The organism is Streptomyces dengpaensis, from assembly GCF_002946835.1.
In the GTDB taxonomy this organism is placed as follows: domain Bacteria; phylum Actinomycetota; class Actinomycetes; order Streptomycetales; family Streptomycetaceae; genus Streptomyces; species Streptomyces dengpaensis.
In genome coordinates this window covers 6,280,853-6,305,785 of the sequence record NZ_CP026652.1, presented here as the reverse complement: position 1 = coordinate 6,305,785, position 24,933 = coordinate 6,280,853, and the positions used below count along the sequence as shown (strand labels likewise).

The 24,933-nt window shown below is 70.2% G+C and carries 17 protein-coding genes and 2 pseudogenes; 10 read left to right on the top strand and 9 right to left on the bottom strand.

The features are described from left to right. Positions 1-32 precede the first annotated feature (32 nt). The 3 genes from C4B68_RS29070 to C4B68_RS29060 all read right to left on the bottom strand — a co-directional run bounded on the left by C4B68_RS29070 (position 33) and on the right by C4B68_RS29060 (position 3,351). Positions 33-938: a sugar ABC transporter permease gene (locus tag C4B68_RS29070; RefSeq protein ID WP_099500869.1), complete on the bottom strand. Its 906-nt coding sequence runs from the start codon at positions 936-938 to the stop codon at positions 33-35. A 13-nt stretch (positions 939-951) separates the two neighbouring features. Beyond that, positions 952-1,956: a carbohydrate ABC transporter permease gene (locus C4B68_RS29065; protein ID WP_099500868.1), complete on the bottom strand. Its 1,005-nt coding sequence runs from the start codon at positions 1,954-1,956 to the stop codon at positions 952-954. 120 nt (positions 1,957-2,076) lie between these two features. Beyond that, positions 2,077-3,351 (bottom strand): extracellular solute-binding protein, encoded by a 1,275-nt coding sequence (locus tag C4B68_RS29060; RefSeq protein ID WP_099500867.1) that lies wholly within the window; start codon positions 3,349-3,351, stop codon positions 2,077-2,079. A gap of 466 nt (positions 3,352-3,817) precedes the next feature. On the opposite strand from C4B68_RS29060, the gene C4B68_RS29055 reads away from it, so the two are divergent. Next, on the top strand, positions 3,818-4,852 hold the full coding sequence (locus tag C4B68_RS29055) for a LacI family DNA-binding transcriptional regulator (protein WP_276311602.1): 1,035 nt from the start codon (positions 3,818-3,820) through the stop codon (positions 4,850-4,852). Between the two features lie 110 nt (positions 4,853-4,962). Next, positions 4,963-5,823, top strand: coding sequence for a phosphatase PAP2 family protein (locus C4B68_RS29050; RefSeq protein WP_099500865.1), 861 nt, complete (start codon positions 4,963-4,965; stop codon positions 5,821-5,823). A 104-nt stretch (positions 5,824-5,927) separates the two neighbouring features. On the opposite strand, the pseudogene C4B68_RS29045 reads toward C4B68_RS29050, so the two are convergent. Next, positions 5,928-6,136 (bottom strand): annotated as a pseudogene (locus C4B68_RS29045) (LysR substrate-binding domain-containing protein); the annotation flags it as partial. On the opposite strand from C4B68_RS29045, the pseudogene C4B68_RS29040 reads away from it, so the two are divergent. Further along, a pseudogene (locus C4B68_RS29040) lies at positions 6,137-6,649 on the top strand (DMT family transporter); the annotation flags it as partial. A gap of 666 nt (positions 6,650-7,315) precedes the next feature. On the opposite strand, the gene C4B68_RS29035 reads toward C4B68_RS29040, so the two are convergent. Further along, complete coding sequence (locus tag C4B68_RS29035; protein ID WP_099500864.1) at positions 7,316-10,312, bottom strand: bifunctional [glutamine synthetase] adenylyltransferase/[glutamine synthetase]-adenylyl-L-tyrosine phosphorylase; 2,997 nt, start codon at positions 10,310-10,312, stop codon at positions 7,316-7,318. 205 nt (positions 10,313-10,517) lie between these two features. Here C4B68_RS29035 and C4B68_RS29030 point away from each other — a divergent pair, with 205 nt between their 5' ends. Then, positions 10,518-10,955 carry a VOC family protein gene (locus C4B68_RS29030; protein WP_099501148.1) on the top strand — a complete coding sequence of 146 codons (438 nt, stop codon included), beginning with the start codon at positions 10,518-10,520 and terminating at the stop codon, positions 10,953-10,955. A gap of 334 nt (positions 10,956-11,289) precedes the next feature. On the opposite strand, the gene C4B68_RS29020 is transcribed toward C4B68_RS29030, so the two are convergent. After that, positions 11,290-11,784, bottom strand: coding sequence for a DUF6294 family protein (locus tag C4B68_RS29020; protein ID WP_143674320.1), 495 nt, complete (start codon positions 11,782-11,784; stop codon positions 11,290-11,292). Between the two features lie 335 nt (positions 11,785-12,119). On the opposite strand from C4B68_RS29020, the gene C4B68_RS29015 reads away from it, so the two are divergent. Then, positions 12,120-14,825 carry a helix-turn-helix transcriptional regulator gene (locus C4B68_RS29015; RefSeq protein WP_143674318.1) on the top strand — a complete coding sequence of 902 codons (2,706 nt, stop codon included), beginning with the start codon at positions 12,120-12,122 and terminating at the stop codon, positions 14,823-14,825. 330 nt (positions 14,826-15,155) lie between these two features. Here the strand turns inward: C4B68_RS29015 and glnA are convergent, their stop codons facing one another. After that, on the bottom strand, positions 15,156-16,517 hold the full coding sequence (gene glnA, locus C4B68_RS29005) for a type I glutamate--ammonia ligase (RefSeq protein WP_099500861.1): 1,362 nt from the start codon (positions 16,515-16,517) through the stop codon (positions 15,156-15,158). A 330-nt stretch (positions 16,518-16,847) separates the two neighbouring features. Between glnA and C4B68_RS29000 the strand changes: the two genes are divergently transcribed. Further along, positions 16,848-18,035 (top strand): globin domain-containing protein, encoded by a 1,188-nt coding sequence (locus tag C4B68_RS29000; RefSeq protein ID WP_099500860.1) that lies wholly within the window; start codon positions 16,848-16,850, stop codon positions 18,033-18,035. Between the two features lie 122 nt (positions 18,036-18,157). On the opposite strand, the gene C4B68_RS28995 is transcribed toward C4B68_RS29000, so the two are convergent. Beyond that, entirely contained in the window at positions 18,158-18,592 is a 435-nt protein-coding gene (locus C4B68_RS28995; protein ID WP_099501146.1) for an RrF2 family transcriptional regulator, read from the bottom strand. A 173-nt stretch (positions 18,593-18,765) separates the two neighbouring features. Between C4B68_RS28995 and C4B68_RS28990 the strand changes: the two genes are divergently transcribed. The 3 genes from C4B68_RS28990 (at position 18,766) to C4B68_RS28980 (ending at position 21,992) form a co-directional block, all read left to right on the top strand. Next, positions 18,766-19,437 carry a DUF3105 domain-containing protein gene (locus C4B68_RS28990; protein WP_099500859.1) on the top strand — a complete coding sequence of 224 codons (672 nt, stop codon included), beginning with the start codon at positions 18,766-18,768 and terminating at the stop codon, positions 19,435-19,437. After that, complete coding sequence (locus tag C4B68_RS28985; RefSeq protein WP_099500858.1) at positions 19,434-20,057, top strand: DUF305 domain-containing protein; 624 nt, start codon at positions 19,434-19,436, stop codon at positions 20,055-20,057. Before C4B68_RS28990 ends, C4B68_RS28985 begins: the two co-directional genes overlap by 4 nt. A 156-nt stretch (positions 20,058-20,213) precedes the next feature. After that, positions 20,214-21,992 carry an NAD+ synthase gene (locus C4B68_RS28980; protein ID WP_099500857.1) on the top strand — a complete coding sequence of 593 codons (1,779 nt, stop codon included), beginning with the start codon at positions 20,214-20,216 and terminating at the stop codon, positions 21,990-21,992. Between the two features lie 233 nt (positions 21,993-22,225). On the opposite strand, the gene panB is transcribed toward C4B68_RS28980, so the two are convergent. After that, on the bottom strand, positions 22,226-23,113 hold the full coding sequence (panB, locus tag C4B68_RS28975) for a 3-methyl-2-oxobutanoate hydroxymethyltransferase (RefSeq protein ID WP_099500856.1): 888 nt from the start codon (positions 23,111-23,113) through the stop codon (positions 22,226-22,228). Between the two features lie 198 nt (positions 23,114-23,311). Here panB and C4B68_RS28970 point away from each other — a divergent pair, with 198 nt between their 5' ends. Beyond that, the gene (locus C4B68_RS28970) at positions 23,312-24,907 is read left to right on the top strand and encodes an MFS transporter (RefSeq protein ID WP_099500855.1); all 1,596 of its coding nucleotides are present in this window, start codon (positions 23,312-23,314) and stop codon (positions 24,905-24,907) included. The last annotated feature ends 26 nt before the right edge of the window (positions 24,908-24,933 follow it).

The following is a 24,933-nucleotide window of genomic DNA, read 5'->3' as shown; positions in this document are numbered from 1 at the left end:
GCGGACAGGCGCGCGGGAGCCCTGGGAGGGAATCAGCCCTTCGTGCCGCCCGCGGTGAGGCCGGTCACCAGGTTCTTCTGCACGAGGTAGAAGAACGCGGACGCGGGTATCGCGACCAGCACGGCGGTGGCCGCCATGAGGTGGCGCTGCGCGTCGTGCTCGCTGACGTAGCTCATCAGTCCCACGGCGAAGGTGTACTTCGTGTCGGACAGCATGAACGTCGCGGCGAACGCGACCTCGCCGAAGGCGGTGAGGAAGCTGTAGAAGGCGGCGACGGCCAGGCCCGGCTTGGCGAGCGGCAGGATCAGCCGTGTGAACGTGCCGAAGGGGGTCAGCCCGTCGACGCGCCCCGCCTCGTCGATCTCGAACGGAATGGTGTCGAAGTAGCCCTTCATCAGCCATGCGCAGTACGGCACGGTCGTCGTCAAGTAGACGAGGATGAGACCGAGGTAGCTGTCGATGAGCTGCAGGTTCGACAGGATCTGGTACATCGGCACCATGAGCACGGCCACCGGGAACATCTGGGTGACCAGAAGCACCCACATGAACTTCCTGTACCCGGGGAAGCGCATGCGGGAGACCGCGTAGCCGGTGGTGGCGGCGACGAGCACACCGATGAACGCGGTGCCCAGCGAGACGATCAGCGAACTCTTCAACCAGTCGAAGAAGTTCGTGTGCTGGAGCACGAACGCGTAGTTGTCGAGCGTCATCTTGTCCCAGATGCCCGCGGGGTGGAGGTAGTCGTCCTTGTCCGGGCCGAGGGACAGGTAGAACAGCCAGGCGATCGGGAACATGGCGATCAGGCTCGCGACGATCAGGAGGCCGTGGGAGGCCAACGAGCCGGCGAGGCCGCGGTCACCGCGTTTGCGCGCCTTGCGGGGCTCGTCGTACGCGGGGACCTGGTCGGCCGGAGGCGTCTGAAGGGTGGTGGTACTCATGGGGACTCCTGCCTCAGATCGCGAGCTGCTGCTCATTGCGGTTCAGCCAGCGGCGGTAGAAGGAGGTGAAGACGACAAGGATGGCCAGGAGCAGCATGCCGTAGGCCGCCGACTGCGCGAAGTCGCGCGGTTGTTGGCCGAAGCCCAGGTAGTAGGCCCAGGTGACGAGGATCTGCGCGTCGGGTGCGGTGTCACCGAACAGCAGGAAGATGACGGCGAACTGGTTGAAGGTCCAGATGACGCCGAGGAGTACGACGGTGGAGCTGACGGACCTCAGACCCGGCAGAGTGACGTACCGGAACCGCTGCCAGGCGTTCGCGCCGTCCATCTCGGCGGCCTCGTACAAGGTGGAGTCGATGGACTGCAGTCCGCCGAGCAGCGAGACCATCATGAACGGCACACCGCACCAGGTGTTGACCATGATCGCCGCGAACCGCTGCCAGAAGGAATCCTCCAGCCACAGCGGCGACGGCAGGTGCACCGCGTCGAGCATGGAATTGATGATGCCGCCGTCGGCGAGCATGAAGCGCCAGCCGAAGACGGTGACGAAGGTCGGCACGGCCCACGGCAGGACCAGGATCAGCCGGTAGAAGGTCCGGCCGCGCAGCTTCTGGTTGAGCAGCAGCGCGAGACCGAGGCCGATGCAGTAGTGCAGGACGACACAGAGCGCCGTCCACACGATCGTCCAGATGAAGTGCGACCAGAAACGGTCGTACGAGGTCGGCCCCCACAGGATGTCCTTGTAGTTGTCGAGGCCGATGAACTTGTACGTGGCCTCGATGTGGTTGACGCCGATGGTGCGGGCCGAGTTGAGGCTGTTGGCGTCCGTGAGAGTCAGGTAGAAGCCCTCCACCAGCGGATAGAGCACCAGTACGCCCAGTACGACGACGACCGGGGCGATCATCGCGTACGCGTACCAGTACTTCTGGTACGAGTGCTTGAGACGCTGCAGCCGGCCCGGGCGCGGCGCTCGGTCACCGCGGCGCTTGCCGGTCGCTCGGTCGATGGCGACTGTCATGGTTCGACACCTTCTGGAAGATCTACGGCACTACGGAGTGGCCAGGTCGGTGCTGGCACAGGCCGATGGCCGCCGGATCCGTCCCCTCAGTGGTCAGGAGGATCCGACGGCCATACGAGGTCACTTGCTGAAGTCCGGGACCAGCTTGGCGATCGCGGTCTCCGCGTTGCTCAGACCCTTGTCCAGCGACACCTTGCCACCGGCGATCTTGGGCAGCTCGGTGTCGAGCGGGCCCCACAGCGAGCTGTACTCGGGCAGCGCCGGGCGCGGCTGGGCGGAGGCGAGCACCGCCTGGTAGCCCGCGATGCCCGGGTCGGCCTTGACCTCGGCGGTGTAGGCGTCGTCACGCGTCGGCAGCGTGGAGTTCTTGAGGGCGGTCGTCTCCTGGGACTTCGCCGACGTCATGAACTTCAGGAACTTCAGCGAGGCCTCCTGGTGGGCCTTGTCCGAGCCCGCGTACACCGAGAGGTTGTGACCGCCGGTCGGGGCGCCCGCCTTGCCGGTGGAGCCGGCCGGGACGGTGGCGATACCGAGGTTGGTCTTGTCCTTGAAGGCCGAGCCCTTGTAGAAGTTGGTGATCTCCCACGGGCCCTGGACGATCGCGGCGACCTTGCCGTTGACGAACGCGTCCTGGATGTGGGCGTACGCGTCGGCGGTGGTGTCGGCCTTGTGCAGGCCGCTGCCGGAGAACATGCCCTGCCAGGTCCCGTACGCCTTCTTCGCGGCGGCCGAGTTCACGGTGACCTTCTTGGCGGTGGCGTCGACCGTGTCTGTGCCCTCGCCGTAGAGGAACGACTGCGCGTAGTACGCCTGCGTCGAGCCCCAGTAGCCGTCGACGCCCGTCTTCTTCTTGACCGTGGCGGCGGCGGTCTTCAGGTCGGCCCAGGTCTTGGGTGCCTCGCTGATGCCGGCCTTCTCGAAGAGGTCCTTGTTGTAGACCAGGGCGAGGGTGTCGGTGACGATCGGCACGCCGTACGTCTTGCCCTCGTACTTGGCCTGCTCGATCAGGCTGGACTGGAACTTGCTCTCGTCCGCGAGCGCCTCGGTGCCGTCGAGCGGCAGGAAGAAGCCCTTCTTCGCGAACGCCGGGGTCCAGCCGACCTCGGAGCGCAGGATGTCCGGGGCGCCCTTGGAGCCGGCGGCCGTGTCGAACTTGTTCTGCGCCTGGTCGAAGGGGACGTTGACGTACTTGACCTTGATGCCGGGGTTGGCCTTCTCGAATTCCTTGGCCAGGGCCTGGTACGTCGGCGCCTCATTGGTGGCGTTGGAGGTGTCCCACCAGGTGATGGTGAGGGGGCCGTCCGACTTGTCGCTGCCGCTGTCACTGCCGCCGCAGGCCGTCGCCGCGAGGGCGAGGGACGCCACCAGCGCGGTGGCCGCTATGCCACGCCGCATGAGATCTCCTTGAGGGTGAAAGCCCGAGTGGTGGGGGCAGCGGTCGAGCCCGCTCCCCTTTCCGACTTGCCGACTGCGCCGTTGCGTCCGCCGGGCGACGTGAACGTAACAGCGTTGTAAGCGCCGCGAAAGACCTTGCAGCAAAAAAGTGCAAGGCCTGCCGAGAGTTACGCGCCCGTGACCTGTCGTCGGCGGCTCGGAAACCCCCGTACGAGGCCGCTCAGCAGACATGGAAGCCCCTGTGCAAGACTCTGAAAGCTCTTGCCACAGTTGTCGGGTACGGGGATCATCGCCCCGTCAGCGCCTTGCAGGAGCCACCCTTTCCGCGGCGCGCGCAAGGGACGCCGAGCCGACCAGAACACGAGGGAGCGCGATGACGCAGCAGCCCGGAGCGGGCCGTTCAACCGCCCGCACACGGCGTCTGGTTGGTGGGCAGGGTGAGACCCGGCCAGTACAGTCCCGTCCTGTGACCACACGGCTTGCCGACATCGCAGCCCAAGCGGGGGTCAGCGAGGCGACCGTCAGCCGCGTCCTGAACGGGAAGCCGGGCGTCGCCGCCACCACCCGCCAGTCCGTCCTGGCCGCGCTCGACGTACTGGGCTACGAGCGCCCCGTGCGTCTGCGACAGCGCAGCGCGGGCCTGGTGGGCCTGATAACCCCGGAGCTGGAGAACCCGATATTCCCCGCGCTGGCGCAGGTCATCGGGCAGGCGCTGACGCGGCAGGGCTATACGCCGGTCCTCGCGACCCAGACGCCGGGCGGGTCGACGGAGGACGAGCTGACGGAGATGCTGGTGGACCGCGGTGTCGCCGGCATCATCTTCGTCTCCGGACTGCACGCCGACACCTCCGCGGACATGCAGCGCTATGACCAGTTGCGCGCCCAGGGAGTCCCCTTCGTCCTGGTCGACGGCTTTTCGCCCAAGGTGCAGGCGCCGTTCATCTCGCCCGACGACCGTGCGGCGATGGCCCTGGCGGTCACGCACCTCGTCTCGCTCGGGCACACGAACATCGGACTCGCCCTGGGGCCCAAGCGGTTCGTGCCCGTACAGCGCAAGGTCGAGGGCTTCGTACGTACGATGCAGGAGCAGTTGGGCCTGAGTCCCGCGGACATCGAGGAGCGGCTGATCCAGCACTCGCTGTACACCCTGGAGGGCGGCCAGGCCGCGGCGAGCGCCCTGATGGACCGTGACTGCACGGCCGTCGTCTGCGCCAGCGACATGATGGCCCTCGGCGCGATACGGGAGGCGCGCCGGCGCGGCCTGGAGGTTCCGAAGGACATCTCGGTCGTGGGGTTCGACGATTCGCCGCTCATCGCCTTCACCGACCCACCGCTCACCACGATCCGCAAGCCGGTGCCCGCCATGGGGCAGGCGGCGGTACGGACGTTGCTGGAGGAGATCGGCGGGACGCCCGCTCCGCACAGTGAGTTCGTGTTCATGCCGGAACTGGTGGTGCGCGGTTCGACCGCTTCTGCCCCTGGGGACCGGAATCGTCCCTGAGGAGGAGCACACAGGGCGCACGTTGACGTCTACTGGGCGTAGAACATGCGACCGAGACCCGACCAGGGGATGATCGGCGGGGGAAGGCTTTTCTGGCAGACTCTGTGCCTATGGGTGAGACGACCGTGACGACACTGGAAGGCCAGGAGCAGGCCACCCCACAGCCCGTCGCGGAGGAGGAGGCACGCGAGTCCTTCCTGCGTCGCCTGCGGGCCCCGCGCCGCCCCCGCTTCTGGTTCGAGATCCTGCTCATCGCGGTCAGTTACTGGACCTACTCGCTGATCCGCAACGCCGTGCCGGAACAGAAGCACGAGGCGCTGCGCAACGCGGACTGGATCTGGCGGGTGGAGCACCAGCTCGGGGTCGCCGTCGAGGAGACGGTCAACCACACCGTGAATTCGGTGACATGGCTGATCGTGGGGATGAACTACTACTACGCGACGCTCCACTTCGTGGTGACGCTGGGCGTCCTGGTGTGGCTGTACCGCAGCCATCCCGGCCGTTACGCGGCGACGCGGCTGGCCCTCTTCGCCACGACCGCGGTCGCCCTCGTCGGCTACTACTTCTTCCCCTTGGCGCCGCCCCGCCTGATGAACGGCGGCGGCTTCGTCGACACGGTGCTCGTCCACCAGACCTGGGGCTCCATGGCGTCCGGCGACCTGAAGCACATGTCCAACCAATACGCCGCGATGCCCTCCATGCACATCGGCTGGTCCCTGTGGTGCGGCCTGACGATCTTCGCGCTGGCGTCGGTGCCCTGGGGCCGCGTCCTCGGGCTGCTGTACCCGGTGGCCACGCTCGTGGTGATCGTCGCCACCGCCAACCACTTCTGGCTCGACGCCGTGGGCGGCATGCTGTGCCTCGCCGTCGGCTTCGCGGTGGCCCACGTCTGGTACGGCACCCTGCCGTATGCGCTGCCGCGCCGGGTAGCGGGGGCGCGGGGGGCGGCGCTGGTGCCGGCCGAGGCCTGAACCCGGGATCCGGGACGGGGAGCCGGAGCCGGGAGCCGGGAGCCGGGAGCCGGGAGCGAGCCTCCAGGGCCTGCGCCGCCGAGCCGGGAGCGAACCTCCAGGGCCTACGCCGCCTCGGCGGCCACACCCCGAAGCGCGTCCAACAGCCCCTGGAGGGCTGGCCGCTCGGGAGCCGTCTCCCGTACGGCCGCGTAGATGGCCCGCACCGGCTCGGGACCGCGCACCTTCCGCACCACCACATCGGGATGCCGGCCCCCCAGCCCGAGCCCGGGAATCAGATCACCCCGAGCCCCGCGGCCACGAACCCCTGCGCATGGCGCCCCTGGCCCTCCTCTGGGGCTCGGGCTTCCTCTGGATCAAGCTGGCCCTGAACCACGGCCTGTCGCCCGCACACATCACCGTCATCCGCTGCGCCCTGGGCACAACGGTCCTCTTCCTCCTGGCCCGCCGGGCCACCCAGCGACTCCCCCGCTCCCGCGCGCTCTGGGGCCATCTGGCCATCGCCGCCCTCTTCTGCAACGCCATACCGTTCGCCCTCTTCGCCCTGGGCGAGCAGACGGTCGACTCCGGCGTCGCGGGTGTCCTGAACGCGACGACGCCCCTCTGGTCGCTCCTCATCGGCGCCCTCCTGGGCACGGATCGCGCCTTCCGGCCCCTCCGCCTGACCGGCCTCCTCCTGGGTTTCGCCGGGGTCCTCCTGATCTTCGCCCCCTGCCACCACGCGGGCCTCGCCAGCTGGGGCACCCTGTCCCTCCTGGGCGCGGCCGCCAGCTACGCGATCGCCTTCGCCTACATGGCCCGCCATCTCACCACCCAGGGCGCCCCCCATTCCCGTACCTGGAGACTGCCGCCCCCAGACCCCCGCTTCTGCCTGAACGGCCTCGTCCTCAAACGCCGGACGGGCTGAAAAAGACCACCTCCGCCAGCCGGGGTGGAGGCGCGGCGGGGTGGGCGGGAGAGGTGGAGGCGTGGGGGTGGGTGGGGGGAGCGGTTCGTCGTCTCGTCCTCGAACGGCGGACGGGCTGAAAGACCACCTTCGCCGGGCCGGGTGGAGGCGCGGCGGGGGCGGGTGGGAAATGCGGACCGGTTGGTGAGCGCGGCTTGTTGCCTCGTCCTCGAACGGCGGACGGGCTGAAAGACCACCTTCGCCGGGCCGGGTGGAGGCGCGGCGGGGGCGGGTGGGAAATGCGGACCGGTTGGTGAGCGCGGCTCGTTGCCTCGTCCTCGGACACCGGACGGGCCGGGAGGCTTCGGCTTCCCACCCACGGTGTGAAGGACGCACGCCCCCACGCACCCGCAGTCGCCGACGCACGGGAGGGGCCGTGCCGGTACATCACATGCCCGTCGCCCCGTTCGGATCTGGAAACGGCTCCTGTAATCCAACGCCTGATCCACCGGCCACGACGGGCGGATGTACCGGCACGGCCCCGACCCACCCACCGGCGCAAAGCGCACCGGCGGCAGGCGAACCCGGCAGCAACAGCGGCAGCGACTACGCCCCGTAGAACAACGACTCCACAACGGCCCGAGCCCGCCGAGTAGTCCGCCGATAGTCGTCCAGCATGTCCCCCACATGCCCCGGCCCGTACCCCAAGTACCGCCCCACCGCGGCAAGCTCACGCCCACCCGACGGAAACGTATCCCCCGCCCGCCCCCGCACCAGCATCACAGCGTTCCGCACCCGCGAAGCCAGCACCCACGCGTCATCCAGCGTCGCCGCATCCTCCCCGGACAACAGCCCCGCCGCACACGCTGCGCCCAGCGCCTCCCGCGTCCGCGTGGTCCGAAGCCCCGGCTCCGCCCACCCCTGCCGCAACTGCATCAACTGCACGGTCCATTCGACGTCGGACAGCCCACCCCGCCCCAGCTTGGCGTGCAACGTAGGGTCCGCCCCGCGAGGCAACCGCTCCGACTCCATCCGAGCCTTCAGCCGCCGAATCTCCCGCACCGCCTCGTCACCCAGCCCCTCGGCCGGATACCGCAACGGATCAATCAACTCGATGAACCGGCGCCCCAAGTCCTCGTCCCCCGCCACAACTTCCGCCCGCAGCAAGGCCTGCGACTCCCACACCAACGACCACCGCCGGTAGTACGCCTCGTACGACTTCAACGTCCGTACGAGCGGCCCCGACTTCCCCTCGGGCCGCAGGTCCGCATCCACCAGCAACGGCGGATCCGCACTGGGAATCTGAAGCAACCGCCTCATCTCGGCGACCACGGCATTCGCCGCACGCGCGGCCTCCTGCTCGTCCACCCCCTCCCGGGGCTCATGCACGAACAGGACGTCCGCGTCGGAGCCGTAGCCCAGTTCGTGCCCGCCGAAGCGGCCCATGCCGATGATCGCGAAGCGGGTCGGCAGGGTGTCGCCCCACCCGTCGCGCACCACCGCGCGCAGGGTGCCGGCGAGCGTGGCGACGGTCAGGTCGGAGATCGCGCCACCGATGGTGTCGACCAGAGCGCCCTGGTCGGGCTCGGCCGGCTGCGTCTCGGTGCCGTAGGAACCGACGATGTCGGCGGCGGCCGTACGGAACAGTTCGCGGCGCCGTACGCCACGTGCCGCCGCGACCGCCTGCGTGGCGCCGTCGGCGCGGCCGACCGCGGCGAGGATCTCCTGCTCCAGGTGGGCCCGCCCTCGCGGCTCCAGCCCACCGCCGTCACCGTCGCCCAGCAGCGCCACGGCTTCGGGTGCGCGCATCAGCAGGTCGGGGGCGAGCCGGCCCGCCGACAGCACCCGCGCGAGGTTCTCGGCCGCGGCGCCCTCGTCCCTCAACAGCCGTAGATACCAAGGGGTCTTGCCCAACGCATCAGAAACTTTCCGGAAGTTGAGCAACCCGGCGTCAGGATCGGCGGAGTCCGCGAACCACCCCAACAAGACGGGCAGCAGGGTCCGTTGAATCGCGGCCTTACGGGTGACCCCGGAGGCCAGCGCCTCCAGGTGGCGCAGGGCGGCGGCCGGGTCGGCGTAGCCGAGGGCGATGAGGCGTTCACGTGCCGCCTCGGCACTCAACCGAGCCTCACCGGGGGCGAGTTGGGCGACCGCGTCGAGCAGCGGACGGTAGAAGAGCTTCTCGTGCAGTCGGCGTACGACGGAGGCGTGCCGCTTCCACTCACGGTTCAACTCGGCGACCGGGTCGCTGCGCAGACCGAGGGAGCGGCCGATGCGGCGCTGGTCGGCCTCGTCCTCCGGCACAAGATGAGTCCGGCGCAGCCGATACAGCTGGATCCGATGCTCCATGGACCGCAGAAACCGATACGCGGCATCGAGCTGCGCGCCGTCGACGCGCCCGACGTACCCACCGGCGGCCAGCGCCTTCAGCGCATCGAGCGTCGTACCGCTCCGCAACGACGCATCGGCCCGCCCATGCACCAACTGAAGCAGCTGCACCGCAAACTCGACATCCCGCAACCCACCCGGACCGAGCTTCAGCTCACGCTCGATCTCGGCGGCGGGAATGTTCTCGACGACCCTCCGCCGCATTTTCTGCACATCGGCGACGAAGTTCTCGCGCTCGGCGGCATGCCACACCAGCGGCGCCAGCGTGGCCACGTACTCCTCGCCGAGTTCGAGGTCCCCGGCCACGGGCCGCGCCTTGAGCAGCGCCTGGAACTCCCAGGTCTTGGCCCACCGCTGGTAATAGGCGAGATGGCTGCTCAGCGTCCGGACGAGCGGACCGTTCCGCCCCTCGGGCCGCAGATTGGCGTCGACGGGCCAGATGCTTCCCTCGACCGTCGTCTCGGAACAGATCCGCATCATGTGCGCGGCAAGCCGGGTGGCGGCCTGCACGGCCTTGCGCTCGTCGGCCCCGTCGACGGCTTCCGCCACGAAGATGACATCGACGTCGGACACGTAATTGAGTTCGTGTCCCCCGCACTTGCCCATCGCGATGACGGCGAGCCGGCACAGCGCGGCGTCGTCGGGCGCGGCCGTCCGGGCGATGGCGAGCGCGGCGCGCAGGGTCGCGGTGGCGAGGTCGGCGAGCTCGGCGGCGGTCTGGGCGAGGTCGGTGGTGCCGCACACGTCACGCGCGGCGATGGACAGCAGGCAGCGCCGGTAGGCGACGCGCAGCGAGACCGGGTCGGTCGCCTCGGCGAGGCCCCGCTCGAACTCCTCCACCCCGGGGTGCAGGTCCTGCGGCTCGTACGTGACGAGCGCCTGCCAGTCGCGCGGGTGCCGGGCGAGATGGTCGGCGAGCGCGGCGGAGGCACCGAGCACGCCGAGCAGCCGGTCCCGCAGCGGCTTCGCCGCGATCAGCGTGTCGAGCAGCTCCCGCTGAGCGGTGTGGCCGTCCTGCGCATCGGCGAGCCGGACGAGACCGTGCAGCGCCAGATCGGGGTCGGCGGTCGCACCCAGCGCCTCCAGGAGCACCGGATCGGACCGTACGTCCGCCAGCTCGTCGCTCTCCAGGAGCCGCTCGGCGGCCGAGGGATCGGTGAAGCCGTGCCGCAGCAGCCGCGAGAAGGTACTGCTCCTGCGCCCCGGCGCCGTCATCCCGGCCTCCCGTCGGATGGAACTCGCACAGGCCATGGGATCAGGGCCGTACAAACCTGAGCCTATCCCCGGCCCCCAGGGTGGCGCCCCGCACGGCATTCCACTTCCGCAGGAAGTGCCGTAAGCCCGCATGAAGCCGCATGAAACCCGCATGCTGAAGCTGCGTGAAACCCGCATGCGACGAAGAAGGAGTCACACGATGGCGATGGACATGACCCTCGAAGTGATCCTGCTCCCGGTATCGGACGTGGACCGGGCGAAGGAGTTCTACCGGGACAAGGTCGGCTTCCACGTCGACCTGGACGGCGAGGTGATGGAGGGGGTGCGGATCGTCCAGCTGACGCCGCCCGGGTCGGGGTGCTCCATCGCGCTCATCGACGGCCTGCAGATCCCGACGGGGACGCCGCAGCCGGGGACGTACCACGGAATGCAGCTGTGCGTCACGGACGCCAAAGCGGCGTACGAGGAACTCACGGCCCGCGGCCTCCAGCTCAGCGAGCCCCAGGAGTACGCACCACAGGACGGCGCCACGTTCATGTACTTCAAGGACCCGGACGGAAACGGGTGGGCCATCCAGGAGTACCGCCGCCGCGCCACCGAGCCACTCCACCAGCTACTGACGGAGCTGGCGGCACAGCGGTAGCCCTGGGATGCGCCAGGGCGACGGGTTGGGCGAATTTCTGATGCACGTCACTCAGCGTAGTCGTCCGTGCGCACCCTGAACAACACGGACCATGTGTTGGCGGAGGGTGCGGAGGGTTCGGGTTGGGACAACGGTCCCGAGGACGACTCCGGTGCCGTACTGAAGGCGGTCGGCCGGCAGATCAAGGCGTGGCGTGAGCGAGCCGGGCTGCGGCAGGCCGACACTGTCCCGCGTGCACAGGGTGTACGTGGCCGACCCTCGTCGGCAACCGAACGGCCGGGCAGCGGTGACGCCGCTGCCCGGCGGTTCTCATGTGCCGCGGCGGACGCCGCCGTCAGCAGTGGCGCGTCAGGCTGATGGTGTCGATCTCGTCCCAGAGATGGGACGAGAACCGGCCGTTCCGGCCGTAGGAGTAGAGCTGGTTCGACTCCGGCAGATTGAAGACGAACTTGGTGCGATCGCCGGGGCCCGGCCCGTTGGTGGTGCGGATGTAGCCGATCAGGCCGCCGTCGCTGTCGAGCAGCTTGGCGCGCATCAGCCAGGCGTCGTCGCCACTGCTGCTCCAGAACTTGCCCTTGAAGTAGGCGCGGCCGTCTGACGAGAGCTTCCAGGTCGCCCCAGCGAGACGCCGGCAGTCACCCGCGGCGGAGCCCCTGAATTTGAACACCCGCTCGTACCGGTCCGCGGCGGGCGAGGCCTGTGTGACGGCCTCCTCCGCCTGACGCGCCTGGGCCGGGGCCGCCAACGCGACGCCCACCGTGCCGGCGGCCAGCAAAAGGGCGGCGAGCCCGCCCACTGTGCGGCGTTGTGTGGATTTCGTTCGATTCACGTCCTTGTCCTTACTTCTGGTGGGCGAAGGACGGTGGTCCGGTCGATGTTGGGATCCATCGACCTGTGGTTCTCCCCCGTCATTCCTGTCCGGTGGCCGCCTGGCCGGCGTGCGCGGTGCGCCCTCTGCTCCACACCGGTTCCCCCTCCGGCTGCCGGACGGGCGGTCCACCTGTTGCCCCGTTCCAGTCGAGCGAGGCTCAGCCAGCATCTGTGGGGTTCGGGGGCGCGGCACGAGTAGTCGGCTACTCGAATCCGAAAGGACGGTGACGGGCCGCGGGGGGACCGTCCGATTCCGGCGTACCGGGCGGCCGCCGCCGTCCCTACGCTCGGCTCATGACGCCTGACTGGCCGCTGGCCGGGCGGTCCGAGCACATGCGGATCATCGAGGGAACGCTCGCCACGGGGCGCGTCCCGACGGCCACGGCAACCATCGCCCCGCTCGCGGCCCACCCCGCCGGGACCGTACTGATCGGACCACCGGGGGTAGGGAAGACCCGGCTGGCCAGAGAGGCCCTGGCCGACGCGGCCCGGCGCGGAGCGCTGACGCACTGGGCAGTAGGCACCCCGACCGCGCGCGCCGTCCCGCTGGGCGCGTTTGCCGCCTGGGCCGCGCCCGGGGACACCGGCCCCGCCGAAGCCCTGCACCGCACCCTGCAGGCGATGTGCCGGGGCGCGGGCCGGGGTGGGCTCGTGGTGGGCGTGGACGACGCGCACCTACTGGACGATCTCTCCGCGCTCCTGGTCCAGCAGTTGGCTCTGGAGGGAGCGGCCGGGCTGGTGGTGACGGTCCGCTCCGGTGTGCCCGTGCCGGAGGCGGTGACCGGGCTGTGGAAGGGCGGGCGGCTACGGCGCCTCGACGTCCCCCCGCTCGGCCTCCAGGAGTGCGCGGAGCTGCTGACGGCGGTGCTGGGCGGGCCGCTGGACGCCGTGTCGGCCGAACGACTGTGGCGGCTGACGGAGGGCAACGCGCTGTTCCTGCGGCATCTGGTCGAGGGCGAGCGGGCGTCAGGCGGTCTGTACGAGGCGGCGGAGACGTGGCGCTGGAAGGGCGTCGCAACGGTGACCCCGGCGCTCGCGGACCTGGTCGCGGCGAGCATGGGTGAACTCCCGGACGCGGTCGGCGAGATCGTCGACCTGTTGGCCCTCGGCGAACCTCTCGGCACCCGGCTGCTGAGCGGCCTGGTGTCGCCCGGGGCGGCGGATGCGGTCGAGGCCGCGGAAGAGCGCGGGCTGCTCACCGTCGTGGAGGACGACGGGCGGCTCCTGGCCCGGCTCGCCCACCCGCTGTACGGGGAGGTCCGCCGCGCGAGGATGAGGCGGCTTCGGGGGCGGCGCCTGCGGGGGATGCTGGCCCGCGCGCTGGAACCGAGCGACACGGCCGAAGCAGCCGAGCCCCCCACACATCTCCTGCGCAGGGCCCTGCTGCGCCTCGACTCCGATCTGCCGCCCGACGCCAGGCTTTCGCTGCGGGCGGCCGGGCAGGCGGCGCTCCTCGTCGACATGCCGCTGGCCGAGCGGCTGGCACGGGCCGCACTGGCGGCGGGGGCCGGATTCCCGGCACAGCTCATCGTCACCACGGCGGTCATGGCGCACACCCGGGCGGACGACCTCCCGGCGGAACTGGGCGTGTTGACGGATCTCGCCCGAAGCGACCTGGAACACGTCCAGGCCGCCGTGCCGCAGATTCTGGGTCTCGCTCTGGTCGCCCAGGACACGGCGGGGGCCCTGGACGCACTCGCGGCGACGGCCACACACCTGCACGATCCGGTCGCCCACCGCTATCTCGCCGCGATCCGCTCCTACCTCCGGCTCCTGGCCGCGGCCGGGGACACGGACGCCCTGCACGATGCAGCCACGGCGGCGCCGGCGGGCACCGCGACAGGAGCCCCCGAACCCGTCCTCCTCGCCAACCTCACCCGTACCGTCGCCCACGCCGTCCGCGGCCAGAGCCGCCTCGCACGGGACTCGGCAGCGCAGGCGCGGGCGGCGATGGCACGCTCCTGGCAGCTGGGGTTTCTGCGGATTCCGCTGTCGCTCGCCGAGGTCGCCGGGGAGTGGCTGGCGGGGCGGACCGAGGAGGCGGTGGCGCTGGCGCTGGCCTACCGGACGGTGGACGTGAACATCCCGTTCGGCGCCGAGCTGTCCGGCTGCGTGCTCGGCGAGGCACTGCTGGAACAGGGCCGTCCCGGCGATGCCGAACGCCTGCTGCGGGACGCCGTCGGCGGGCTGCGCGAGCACGGCAACGCGGGCGGATTCCTGCTGTTCGCTCTGGTAGCTCTGGCCCGGGCGCACGCGCTGCGCGGTCGCATGGGGGCCGCCCGGCGGACGCTGGCCCAGGCCGAGTCCGTACACAGCCCGACGTTCGCCGTCCGGGATCCGGAGCTGTGGGTGACGCGGGCCTGGACGGCGGCGGCGGAGGGTGCGCTGAGCGAAGCGTTGGCTCACGCCCGCACCGGCGCGAAACTGGCGGCGGCGCGCGGGCACCCGGGCTATGAGGTGTGGGCGCTGCACTGCGCGGTCCGCCTCGGGGACGCCGGCCGGGCCACGGCGGAGCGGCTCGCGGAGCTGGCGGAAGAGGTGGACGGTCCGGCGGGGCGCGGTGCCGCTCGGCACGCTGCGGCGCTGCACGCGGACGACGGCGAGGCACTGCGCGCGGCCGCCGACGACCTGGCACGCACCGGCGCCCCGGTCGCCGCTGCCGACGCCCATGCCCAGGCCGCCGACGCCTTCCAGCGGGCTGGCCGTGCCGGGTCCGCGAGCACGGCGGCCGCCGCTGCCGATCGTCTTGTCACCGCCTGTCAAGGCGTCCGCACCCCGGCCCTGCTCGCCTGGGCCCGCCCGCTGCCCCTGACCCGCCGCGAACGCGAGATCGCGCTGCTGGCGGCGGCAGGGCTGAGCAATCAGCAGATCGCGGACCGGCTCACCGTCTCCGTGCGCACCGTGGAGGGCCACCTCTACCGGCTTTCCGCGAAGCTGGGCGTGGCCAGCCGCACCGAGCTTGCCCACCTGCTGGAGCCACCTCCGCCGGAGCCGGCCTGAGCGCATCGACGCCATGTCGACGCCGCACGCATCGACGACCGTCTCCCGCACGCCGTGCCTGGTACAGCCGACGCACTGGTCGACGCCCAGATCACGCAGGGTACGCAGCTTCTCAGCGTGCGCCCTGGGCCCGATGAGGCAGTATCGGTCGACGGCCTCGCCCGGGATGACTGCCGTGTCGGGATTGCCGATGATCAACCTCACGCGCTGACTTGACCACGCCTCTGCCAAAGGTGGTCAGCCTCATGGCCAGTCAGACGCCGCAGGGCCAGCGGTCGGTGACCGTCGGCCCTGCGGGATGTTCTTGCGGGTTACCCGCCCTGACCGCGCTTACAGCACCGGCAGGTTCTTCCGCAGCTCGAACGCCGTCACCTCGGAGCGGTACTCCTCCCACTCCGACTTCTTGTTGCGCAGGAAGAAGTCGAAGACGTGCTCGCCGAGGGTCTCGGCGACGAGTTCGCTGCGCTGCATCAGGTCCAGGGCCTCGCCGAGGTTCTGCGGCAGGGGCTCGATGCCCATGGCGCGGCGCTCGGCGTCGGAGAGGGCCCAGACGTCGTCGTCGGCGCCGGGCGGGAGCTCGTAGCCCTCTTCGATGCCCTTGAGGCCCGCCGCCAGCAGCAGCGCGTAGGCCAGGTACGGGTTCGCGCCCGAGTCGAGGGAGCGGACCTCGACGCGCGCGGAGCCGGTCTTGCCGGGCTTGTACATCGGGACGCGGACGAGGGCGGAGCGGTTGTTGTGGCCCCAGCAGATGTACGAGGGGGCCTCGCCGCCGGCGCCGGCCGTGCGCTCCGAGCCGCCCCAGATGCGCTTGTAGGAGTTGACCCACTGGTTGGTGACGGCGGAGATCTCCCCCGCGTGCTTCAGCAGGCCCGCGATGAAGGAGCGGCCGACCTTGGAGAGCTGGTACTCCGCGCCGGACTCGTAGAACGCGTTGCGGTCGCCCTCGAAGAGGGAGAGGTGGGTGTGCATGCCGGAGCCGGGGTGCTCGGAGAAGGGCTTGGGCATGAAGGTCGCCTGCACGCCCTGCTCCAGCGCGACCTGCTTCATGACGAGGCGGAACGTCATGATGTTGTCGGCCGTGGAGAGCGCGTCGGCGTAGCGCAGGTCGATCTCCTGCTGGCCGGGGGCGCCCTCGTGGTGGGAGAACTCGACCGAGATGCCCATCGACTCCAGCATGGTGATGGCCTGGCGGCGGAAGTCCATGCCGACGTTCTGCGGGGTGTGGTCGAAGTAGCCGGAGTTGTCGGCGGGGGTGGGCCGCGAACCGTCCAGCGGGCGGTCCTTCAGCAGGAAGAACTCGATCTCCGGGTGGGTGTAGAAGGTGAAGCCCAGGTCGGAGGTCTTCGCCAGGGCGCGCTTGAGGACGTAGCGCGGGTCGGCGAAGGACGGGGAGCCGTCCGGCATGAGGATGTCGCAGAACATACGGGCCGTACCGGGGGCCTCCGCGCGCCACGGCAGGACCTGGAAGGTCGACGGGTCCGGCTTGGCGATCATGTCGGACTCGTACACCCGGGCGAAGCCCTCGATCGCCGAGCCGTCGAACCCGATGCCCTCGTCGAAGGCCTGTTCCAGTTCGGCCGGGGCCACGGCCACCGACTTGAGGAAGCCGAGCACGTCCGTGAACCACAGGCGTACGAAGCGGATGTCCCGCTCCTCCAGTGTCCGGAGCACGAACTCCTGCTGCTTGTCCATCTTCCGCTTCCACCCATCGTTGCTGGTCAGGCCGCCTGCTCCCACGCCTCGGAGACGATCGGCGTACCTGAGCATCCCACCACAACACCATTTCGTGCGCGTTGCGGACCTTGATCGCCCCAGCGGCCGCGGCCTGAACGCCTCGCGTACGGCAGGTGTACTGCTCTGACGCCCATCTTGCCTGCTCGCCCGCGTCTCTGAAATGGCCGACCGCCGCCTTCCTCACACCCGGTCGTTTTAATTTGCATTTCAGATGCAAATTTTACTACCGTGCCGTGCAGACGAGGGGCCGCAACCGCCCCTTCCCGCCTCGGCCCCTTAGGAGTCCTGATGCTGTCCGAGCAGTCCGCCGCCACCGTGCGCGCCACCCTCCCCGTCGTCGGCGCCGCCATCGGTGAGATCACCGACCGCTTCTACGACGGGCTGTTCGCCGCGCACCCCGAGCTGCTGCGCGATCTCTTCAACCGCGGCAACCAAGCGGACGGCACCCAGCGCCAGGCCCTGGCGGGGTCGATCGCCGCCTTCGCCAAGTACCTCGTGGAGCACCCGGACGAGCGCCCCGACGCGATGCTTCAGCGCATCGCCCACAAGCACGCCTCCCTGGGCATCGAGCCCGAGCAGTACAAGGTCGTCCACGAGCACCTCTTCGCGGGCATCGCCGGGGTGCTCGGCGACGCGGTCACCCCCGAGGTCGCGGCCGCCTGGGACGAGGTCTACTGGCTGATGGCGAACGCCCTCATCGCCATCGAGCGGCGGCTGTCCGAGGAGCGCGGCGGTGGTGGATGGCGGGAGTGGGAGGTCGTCGGACGCGTCGAGGAGACCGCGGACGTCGCGACCTTCCGGCTGCGCCCGGCCGACGACGGCCCGGTGCCGGACTTCCGGGCGGGACAGTACGTCTCGGTGCGGGTCGAACTGCCCGACGGGGCCCGTCAGATACGCCAGTACAGCCTCTCCAGCGCTCCGGGCTCGCCCGTGCGCCAGATCGGCGTCAAGCGCGTGCACGGGGGCGCCACCCCCGACGGCGAGGTGTCGAACCACCTCCACGCGCGCGTGCACGAGGGCAGCAGGCTGTGGCTCTCCGATCCGTACGGCGATCTGGTGCTGGACGCCGACGACGCGCCCCTCCTGCTCGCCTCCGCCGGGATCGGCGTGACCCCGATGATCGCGATGCTGGAACAGCTCGCGGCCACCGGGCACCGCGCCCCGGTCACCGTCGTCCACGCGGACCGGTCCCCGGCCGAGCACGCCCTGCGCGCCGACCACGAGGCCTACGCGGGCAAGCTGCCGGACGCGGCCGTCCACTTCTGGTACGACCGGCCGGAGCCGGGGCACCCGGCCGACCGCACGGGCCTGGTCGACCTCTCCGGAGTGGCGATTCCGTCAGGCACGCGCGCGTACCTGTGCGGTCCGCTGCCCTTCATGCGGGCCGTACGGGAGCAGCTCATCGGGAAGGGCGTGGCGGCCGCCGACATCCACTACGAGGTGTTCGGCCCGGACCTCTGGCTCGCGCAGCCCTAGAGCGTCGCGAAGGGCTACTGAGCTGCCGCGAAGAGCTGGAGAATCAAGGGCCTGATGGACATCCAGAGGGCAAGGGCCTGATGGACATCCAGAGGGCTAGGGCCTGATGGACATCCAGAGGGCTAGGGCCTGCTGGAGATCCCGAGCAGCACCGGTCCGGTCGGCGGGGCGACCATGTCCGCGACGGTCAGCGGGTCCAGTGAGGCGAAGAACGCCTCCTGGGCCCGCCTCAGGGCGCCCCGCAGACGGCACGCGGAATGCAGCGGGCACGGCGTGGCGCCCTCGCACTCGACGACGTCGCCGTCCCCCTCGAAGGTGCGGACGACGGCGCCGACCGATGCCGTGCGCCCCTCCTCGGTGAGCGCGAGGCCGCCGCCCCGGCCCCGGCGGGCCGTCAGCAGTCCGAGGTGCTGGAGCTCGGCGACGACCTTCGCGGCATGCGTGTACGGCACATCCATGTCCGCCGCGACCTCGCGGGTCGTGGGAGTGGACTCGCCCGCGACGGCGAGCCGCATGAGGACGCGCAGGGCCAGGTCGGTGGATCGCAACAGCCGCATACCGGAGAGCATAAATAATACGCATCCGCGATTCAAATTTTCTGGACGAAAGCCGCCTTTCCGCCCGCACGAAAGCCACCTTCGGTCATTCAGGTGAGGCTTCGTGCATCCACCCCCTCCTCCCCCACTACGATCAGCGGACCCGACCGCCCCATTCCTCAAAAGGACTCGCCATGGGTTCCGTCAAGAACAGCAGCAGCACCTCGCGCAAGGCGCGTATAGAGGAGATGCGCCGCGCCCAGCAGTCCCGCGAGCGCCGCAACCGGATCCTCGCGATCACCGCCAGCGTGGTCGTGGTCGCCGGTCTCGCCGTCGGCGGCGTCGTCCTCGTCCAGTCGCAGTCCGACGCGAACGACAAGAACGACACGGCGAGCGACTCGAAGGCGTCGGGGCACTTCGTCACGGGCCAGGACGGCGTGAAGACCTGGAAGGGCACGCTGACGCAGAACCACGTCACCAAGGCCGTGAACTACCCGATGGAGCCCCCGGTCGGCGGTGACCACAGCCAGGCGTGGATGAACTGCAACGGCGACGTCTACACCAAGGCGATCAACAACGTGAACGCCGTGCACTCGCTGGAGCACGGCGCGGTCTGGGTGACGTACAACAGCAAGGCCGCGAAGGCCGACATCGACGCGCTCGCGGCGAAGGTCAAGAAGACCCCGTACACGCTGATGAGCCCCGTCGACGGCCAGAAGGACCCGATCATGCTCAGCGCATGGGGCAAGCAGCGCACGGTGACGGGCGCGAGCGACCCGAACGTCGACGCGTTCTTCTCGGAGTTCGTCCAGGGCAAGCAGACGCCCGAGCCGGGCGCCCCCTGCACCAACGGTCTGCCCCAGTGAGGCATGTCGGGTGGATCGCCCCGGCCGTGACGGCTGTGCTCGTCGCGGCCGGGGCGATCACGTACGCGGTCGCCGGGGACGGCGGTTCGAACACCGTGACGCCGGCCGCCGACTCCGCCGACGCGGGCTTCGCGCGGGACATGGCGGTGCACCACCAGCAGGCCGTCGAGATGTCGTACATCGTGCGCGACCGCACCAAGGACGTGGAGCTCCGGCGCCTCGCGTACGACATCGCGCAGACGCAGGCAAACCAGCGCGGCATGCTGCTCGGCTGGCTCGACCTGTGGGAGCTGCCGAAGGCGTCCTCGGACGCGCCGATGACCTGGATGGGCATGGGTGACATGGCCTCCGGCGAGGACGGCGCGCTCATGCCGGGCATGGCGGCCAACGCGGAGATGAAGAAGCTGAACACGCTCGGCGGCAAGCAGGCCGAGGTCTTCTATCTGCAGTTGATGACCGACCACCACAAGGGCGGCATCCACATGGCCGAGGGCTGTGTCGCCAAGTGCGAGGTCGGCGTGGAGAAGCGGCTCGCGCGGGGCATGGTCGACGGACAGCAGGCGGAGATCGAGCTGATGGCCGACCTGCTCAAGGAACGGGGCGCGAAGGCGCGCGACTGAGACGCGGCCGGGAGATGTGCGGGCGGGGCCGCCCCGCTCTCCCTGCTTACCGGCCGCGAACTCGGCCGGTCCGGCCTCGGCCGATGCCCTGCCCGCGTGGGGCGGCCCACACCCCTCGCCACCCCATCGCGTCGCTCTGACGATTACACTGGGCCCGTGCCTCAACTACGTCTCGCCCTGAATCAGATCGACTCGACCGTCGGCGATCTCGCCGCGAACGCCGAGGCGATCGTCCGTTGGACCCGGCACTCCGCCGAGCAGGGAGCGCATCTGGTGGCGTTCCCCGAGATGGTGCTGACCGGCTATCCCGTCGAGGACCTGGCCCTGCGGCCGTCCTTCGTCGAGGCCTCCCGCGCGGCACTGCGCTCGCTGGCCGCCCGGCTCGCCGACGAGGGCTTCGGTGAGCTGCCGGTGATCGTCGGCTACCTCGACCGGTCGGAGACCGCGCAGCCGAGGTACGGGCAGCCGGCCGGCGCCCCGCAGGACGCCGCCGCCGTGCTGTACGGGGGGCAGGTGGCGCTGAGCTTCGCCAAGCACCACCTCCCCAACTACGGCGTGTTCGACGAGTTCCGGTACTTCGTGCCCGGCGACACCATGCCGGTCGTGCGGGTCCACGGGGTCGATGTCGCCCTCGCCATCTGCGAGGACCTCTGGCAGGACGGCGGCCGCGTACCCGCCGCCCGCTCCGCCGGGGCCGGGCTGCTGGTCTCCATCAACGCCTCCCCGTACGAGGTCAACAAGGACGACGCCCGGCTCGAACTGGTCCGCAAGCGCGCCCAGGAAGCCGGGTGCACCACCGCCTACGTCGCCATGATCGGCGGGCAGGACGAGATCGTCTTCGACGGGGACTCGATCGTCGTCGACCGCGACGGTGACGTCATCGCGCGGGCGCCGCAGTTCGCGGAGGGCTGCGTCGTACTGGACCTGGACCTTCCGGCGGCGGCGGCCGAGCCGGTGACCGCCCGCGACGAAGTCGCTGATGGAAGCTTTGTGGACGACGGTCTGCGCATCGAGCGCCTGATCCTCTCCGAGGAGCCGCTGCCCGCGTACGACGCTGAGCTGGCCAGCGGGTACGCCGAGCGGCTCGACGACATCGAGGAGATCTACTCGGCGCTGGTCGTCGGCCTGCGGGCGTACGCGGCGAAGAACGGGTTCCGTTCGGTGCTGATCGGGCTGTCCGGGGGAATCGACTCCGCGCTGGTCGCGGCCATCGCCTGCGATGCGCTGGGCGCGCAGAACGTGTACGGCGTCTCGATGCCGTCGAAGTACTCCTCCGACCACTCCAAGGGCGACGCGGCGGAGCTGGCGCAGCGGACGGGGCTGAACTTCCGGACCGTGCCGATCGAGCCGATGTTCGACGCGTACATGTCGTCGCTGGGGCTGACCGGGCTCGCCGAGGAGAACCTCCAGTCCCGTCTCCGGGGCACGACGCTGATGGCGATCTCCAACCAGGAGGGGCACATCGTGCTGGCGCCCGGCAACAAGTCGGAGCTGGCCGTGGGGTACTCGACGCTGTACGGCGACTCCGTGGGGGCGTACGGGCCCATCAAGGACGTGTACAAGACGTCGGTCTTCGAGCTGGCCAAGTGGCGCAACCGGGCTGCGGCGGAGCGGGGGCAGACGCCGCCGATCCCCGAGAGTTCCATCACCAAGCCCCCGAGCGCGGAGCTCCGCCCGGACCAGGTCGACACGGACTCGCTCCCCGATTACCCCGTCCTGGACGCGATCCTCGAGCGGTACGTCGACCGGGACGAGGGGGCGGACTCCATCGTCGCCGCCGGGTTCGACCGCGAGCTGGTCGTGAAGACGCTCCGCATGGTCGACACGGCGGAGTACAAGCGCCGCCAGTACCCGCCGGGCACCAAGATCTCCGCCAAGGGCTTCGGCAAGGACCGGCGGCTGCCGATCACGAACCGGTGGCGCGAGCACGCGTGACGCCGGGGGCGGGGGCGGATTCTCCGCCCCCGCCCCCGCCTTCAGCCTCGTTCTGGACCGTCAGCCCTCGTTCTGGACCGCTTCGACCAGAGCGTCGGCCGCGAGCAGACCGAGACTCCGAAACGGCGCAGCCCGCCGACGGGGGAAATCGGCGGGCTGCCTTGGTGCCGCAGTGGCTCAAGTGAGACCTGGAGACCTACAAGTGAGGCCTGGAGATCTAGAGGTCCAGAGGTCTAGTGGACGGAGTGCTCCTCCAGGGGGAACGTCCCGCCGACGACGTCCTCGGCGAACGCCTTCGCCGCGGAACCCATGACCGCCCGCAGGTCGGCGTACTGCTTCACGAACTTCGGTACCCGGCCCCCCGTCAGCCCGAGCATGTCGGTCCAGACGAGCACCTGCGCGTCGGTCTCGGGCCCCGCCCCGATCCCGACCGTCGGAATGTGCAGCGTCCGCGTGACCTCGGCCGCCAGCTCGGCCGGCACCAGCTCCAGGACGACAGCGAACGCGCCCGCGTCCTGCACGGCCTTGGCGTCCCGCAGCAGCTGCTGCGCGGCCTCCTCGCCCCGCCCCTGCACGCGGTAGCCCATGGCGTTCACGGACTGCGGGGTCAGCCCGATGTGCGCCATGACCGGGATGCCGGACTCGACGAGCAGCTCGATCTGCCGGTGCGAGCGCTCGCCGCCCTCCAGCTTGACGGCGCCGACCCCGGCCTCCTTCACCAGCCGGGTCGCCGAGCGCAGCGCCTGCACCGGACCCTCCTGGTACGAGCCGAACGGCAGGTCGCCGACGATGAGCGCGCGGTTCGTGCCGCGTACGACCGCGGCCGACAGCATGGTCATCTCGTCCAGGGTGACGGGCACGGTCGTCTCGTACCCCAGGTGGCAGTTGCCCGCGGAGTCACCGACGAGCATGACCGGGATGCCGGCCTCGTCGAAGACGGACGCGGTCATCGCGTCGTACGCGGTGAGCATGGGCCACTTCTCGCCGCGCTCCTTGGCGGCGGCGATGTCGCGGACCGTGATCCTGCGGGTGCTCTTGCCCCCGTACAGCGCCTTACTGCTGTCGGTCGACGGGCGCACACCCTCCGCAGGCTGCTTCTGGGCAGCCGAAAGCTGCGTCATCGCAACGGCTCCTTCTGTCATCTCGAGGCGCCCTTACGGCGTCCCCGGACCAGCTCCATGGTGGCACCTCGTGCCACGCACGGCTAGACCAGGGCGGTTTACCCCGTCTGGTCCCCTATTCCTGGGTCTCCTCGTACGGTCTGTGCGAGCGTTTCGATACGAGACGGCGCCGTATCGAATTTCGACAGGATGTTCGTAATGACGACTTCCGCTCCTCCCGCTGATCGCCGCGTGCCCGAAGCGGTGCACCGGCGTCGCTGGGCGATCCTCGGCGCGCTCATGCTCAGCCTGCTGATCGTGGTGATCGACAACTCCATCCTGAACGTCGTCATCAAGACGATCTCGACCCCGCCGCCCACCGGACTCGGCGCCACCCAGGGCGAGCTGGAGTGGGCCATCAACTCCTACACGCTCGTCTTCGCCGGACTCCTCTTCACCGCGGGCGTGCTCGGCGACCGTCTCGGCCGCAAGAAGACGCTGCTCGCCGGTCTCGCCGTGTTCGGCCTGGGTTCCGCGCTGGCCGCGGAGTCCGGCTCGCCGGTCCAGCTCATCGCGTTCCGCGCGCTGATGGGCCTCGGCGCCGCCTTCGTGATGCCCGCCACGCTCGCCGTCCTGATGAACGTCTTCGAGCGCGAGGAGCAGCCCAGGGCCATCGGTATCTGGGCCGGCGGCGTCGGGATCGCCATCGTGATCGGCCCGATCACCGGCGGCATCCTCCTCGACCGCTTCTGGTGGGGCTCGGTCTTCCTGATCAACGTGCCGATCGTGCTGCTCGCGCTCGCCCTGATGATCTGGCTGGTCCCCGACTCCTGCGACCCGAACCGCGGCCGCCTCGACCCGATAGGCGTCGTCCTCTCGGTCCTGGGGCTCGTCCTGCTCGTCTACGGCATCATCAAGGGCGGCCAACTGGCCGACTTCACCGATGCGACGGTGCTCGGGGCCATCGCGGCCGGACTCGCCGTCCTCGTCGCGTTCGTCGTGTACGAGAAGCGCAGCGACCATCCGTCCATCGACGTCACCTACTTCAAGAACAAGGTCTTCTCGGCAGCCATCGCCGCCACCGCGCTCGTCTTCTTCGCGCTGATGGGCGTGACGTTCTTCTCCGTCTTCTACACGCAGAGCGTGCGCGGCTACTCGCCGCTGCAGACCGGCGTGCTGATGCTGCCGCTCGCCGCGGCCCAGCTCCTCTTCGCGCCGCGCGCCCGGCTCGTCGTCGACCGGTTCGGCCACCGGGCCACCTGTACGGCGGGGCTGCTGCTGCTCGCCACGATGCTGGCCTCGTTCGCCATCCTGGACACGGACACGCCGATCTGGCTCCTCGAGGTCATCTTCTTCCTCATGGGCGCCGGCACGGCGCACATCATGACCCCGACCAGTGTCGTGATCATGCAGGCCCTGCCGCGCGAGAAGGCGGGCTCCGCGTCCGCGCTCGGCAACACCTTCCGCCAGGTCGGCGGCGCCCTCGGCATCGCGGTCCTCGGCTCCGTCCTCTCCACCGCCTACCGCGGCGGCATCGAGGAGAAGCTGACCGTCGTCCCGGCCGGTCAGCGCCACACCGCGGGCGAGTCCATCGAGGCCACCCTCGGCGCAGCCGCCAGGCTCGGCCCCCAGGGCGAGACCCTCGTCGGCCCCGCCCACGAGGCCTTCCTGCACGCCATGCACACCACCGCCCTGTGCGGCGCGGTCGTCGCGATCGTCGGCGCGGTGCTCGTGGCGGTGTTCCTGCCGGGCCGGCTGCCCACGGAGCGGGAGGGCACCGGGGAAGCCGAGTTGATGACGGCGGCGGAGCACTGAGCCGGCTTCGGGCGGACCGCGGGCAG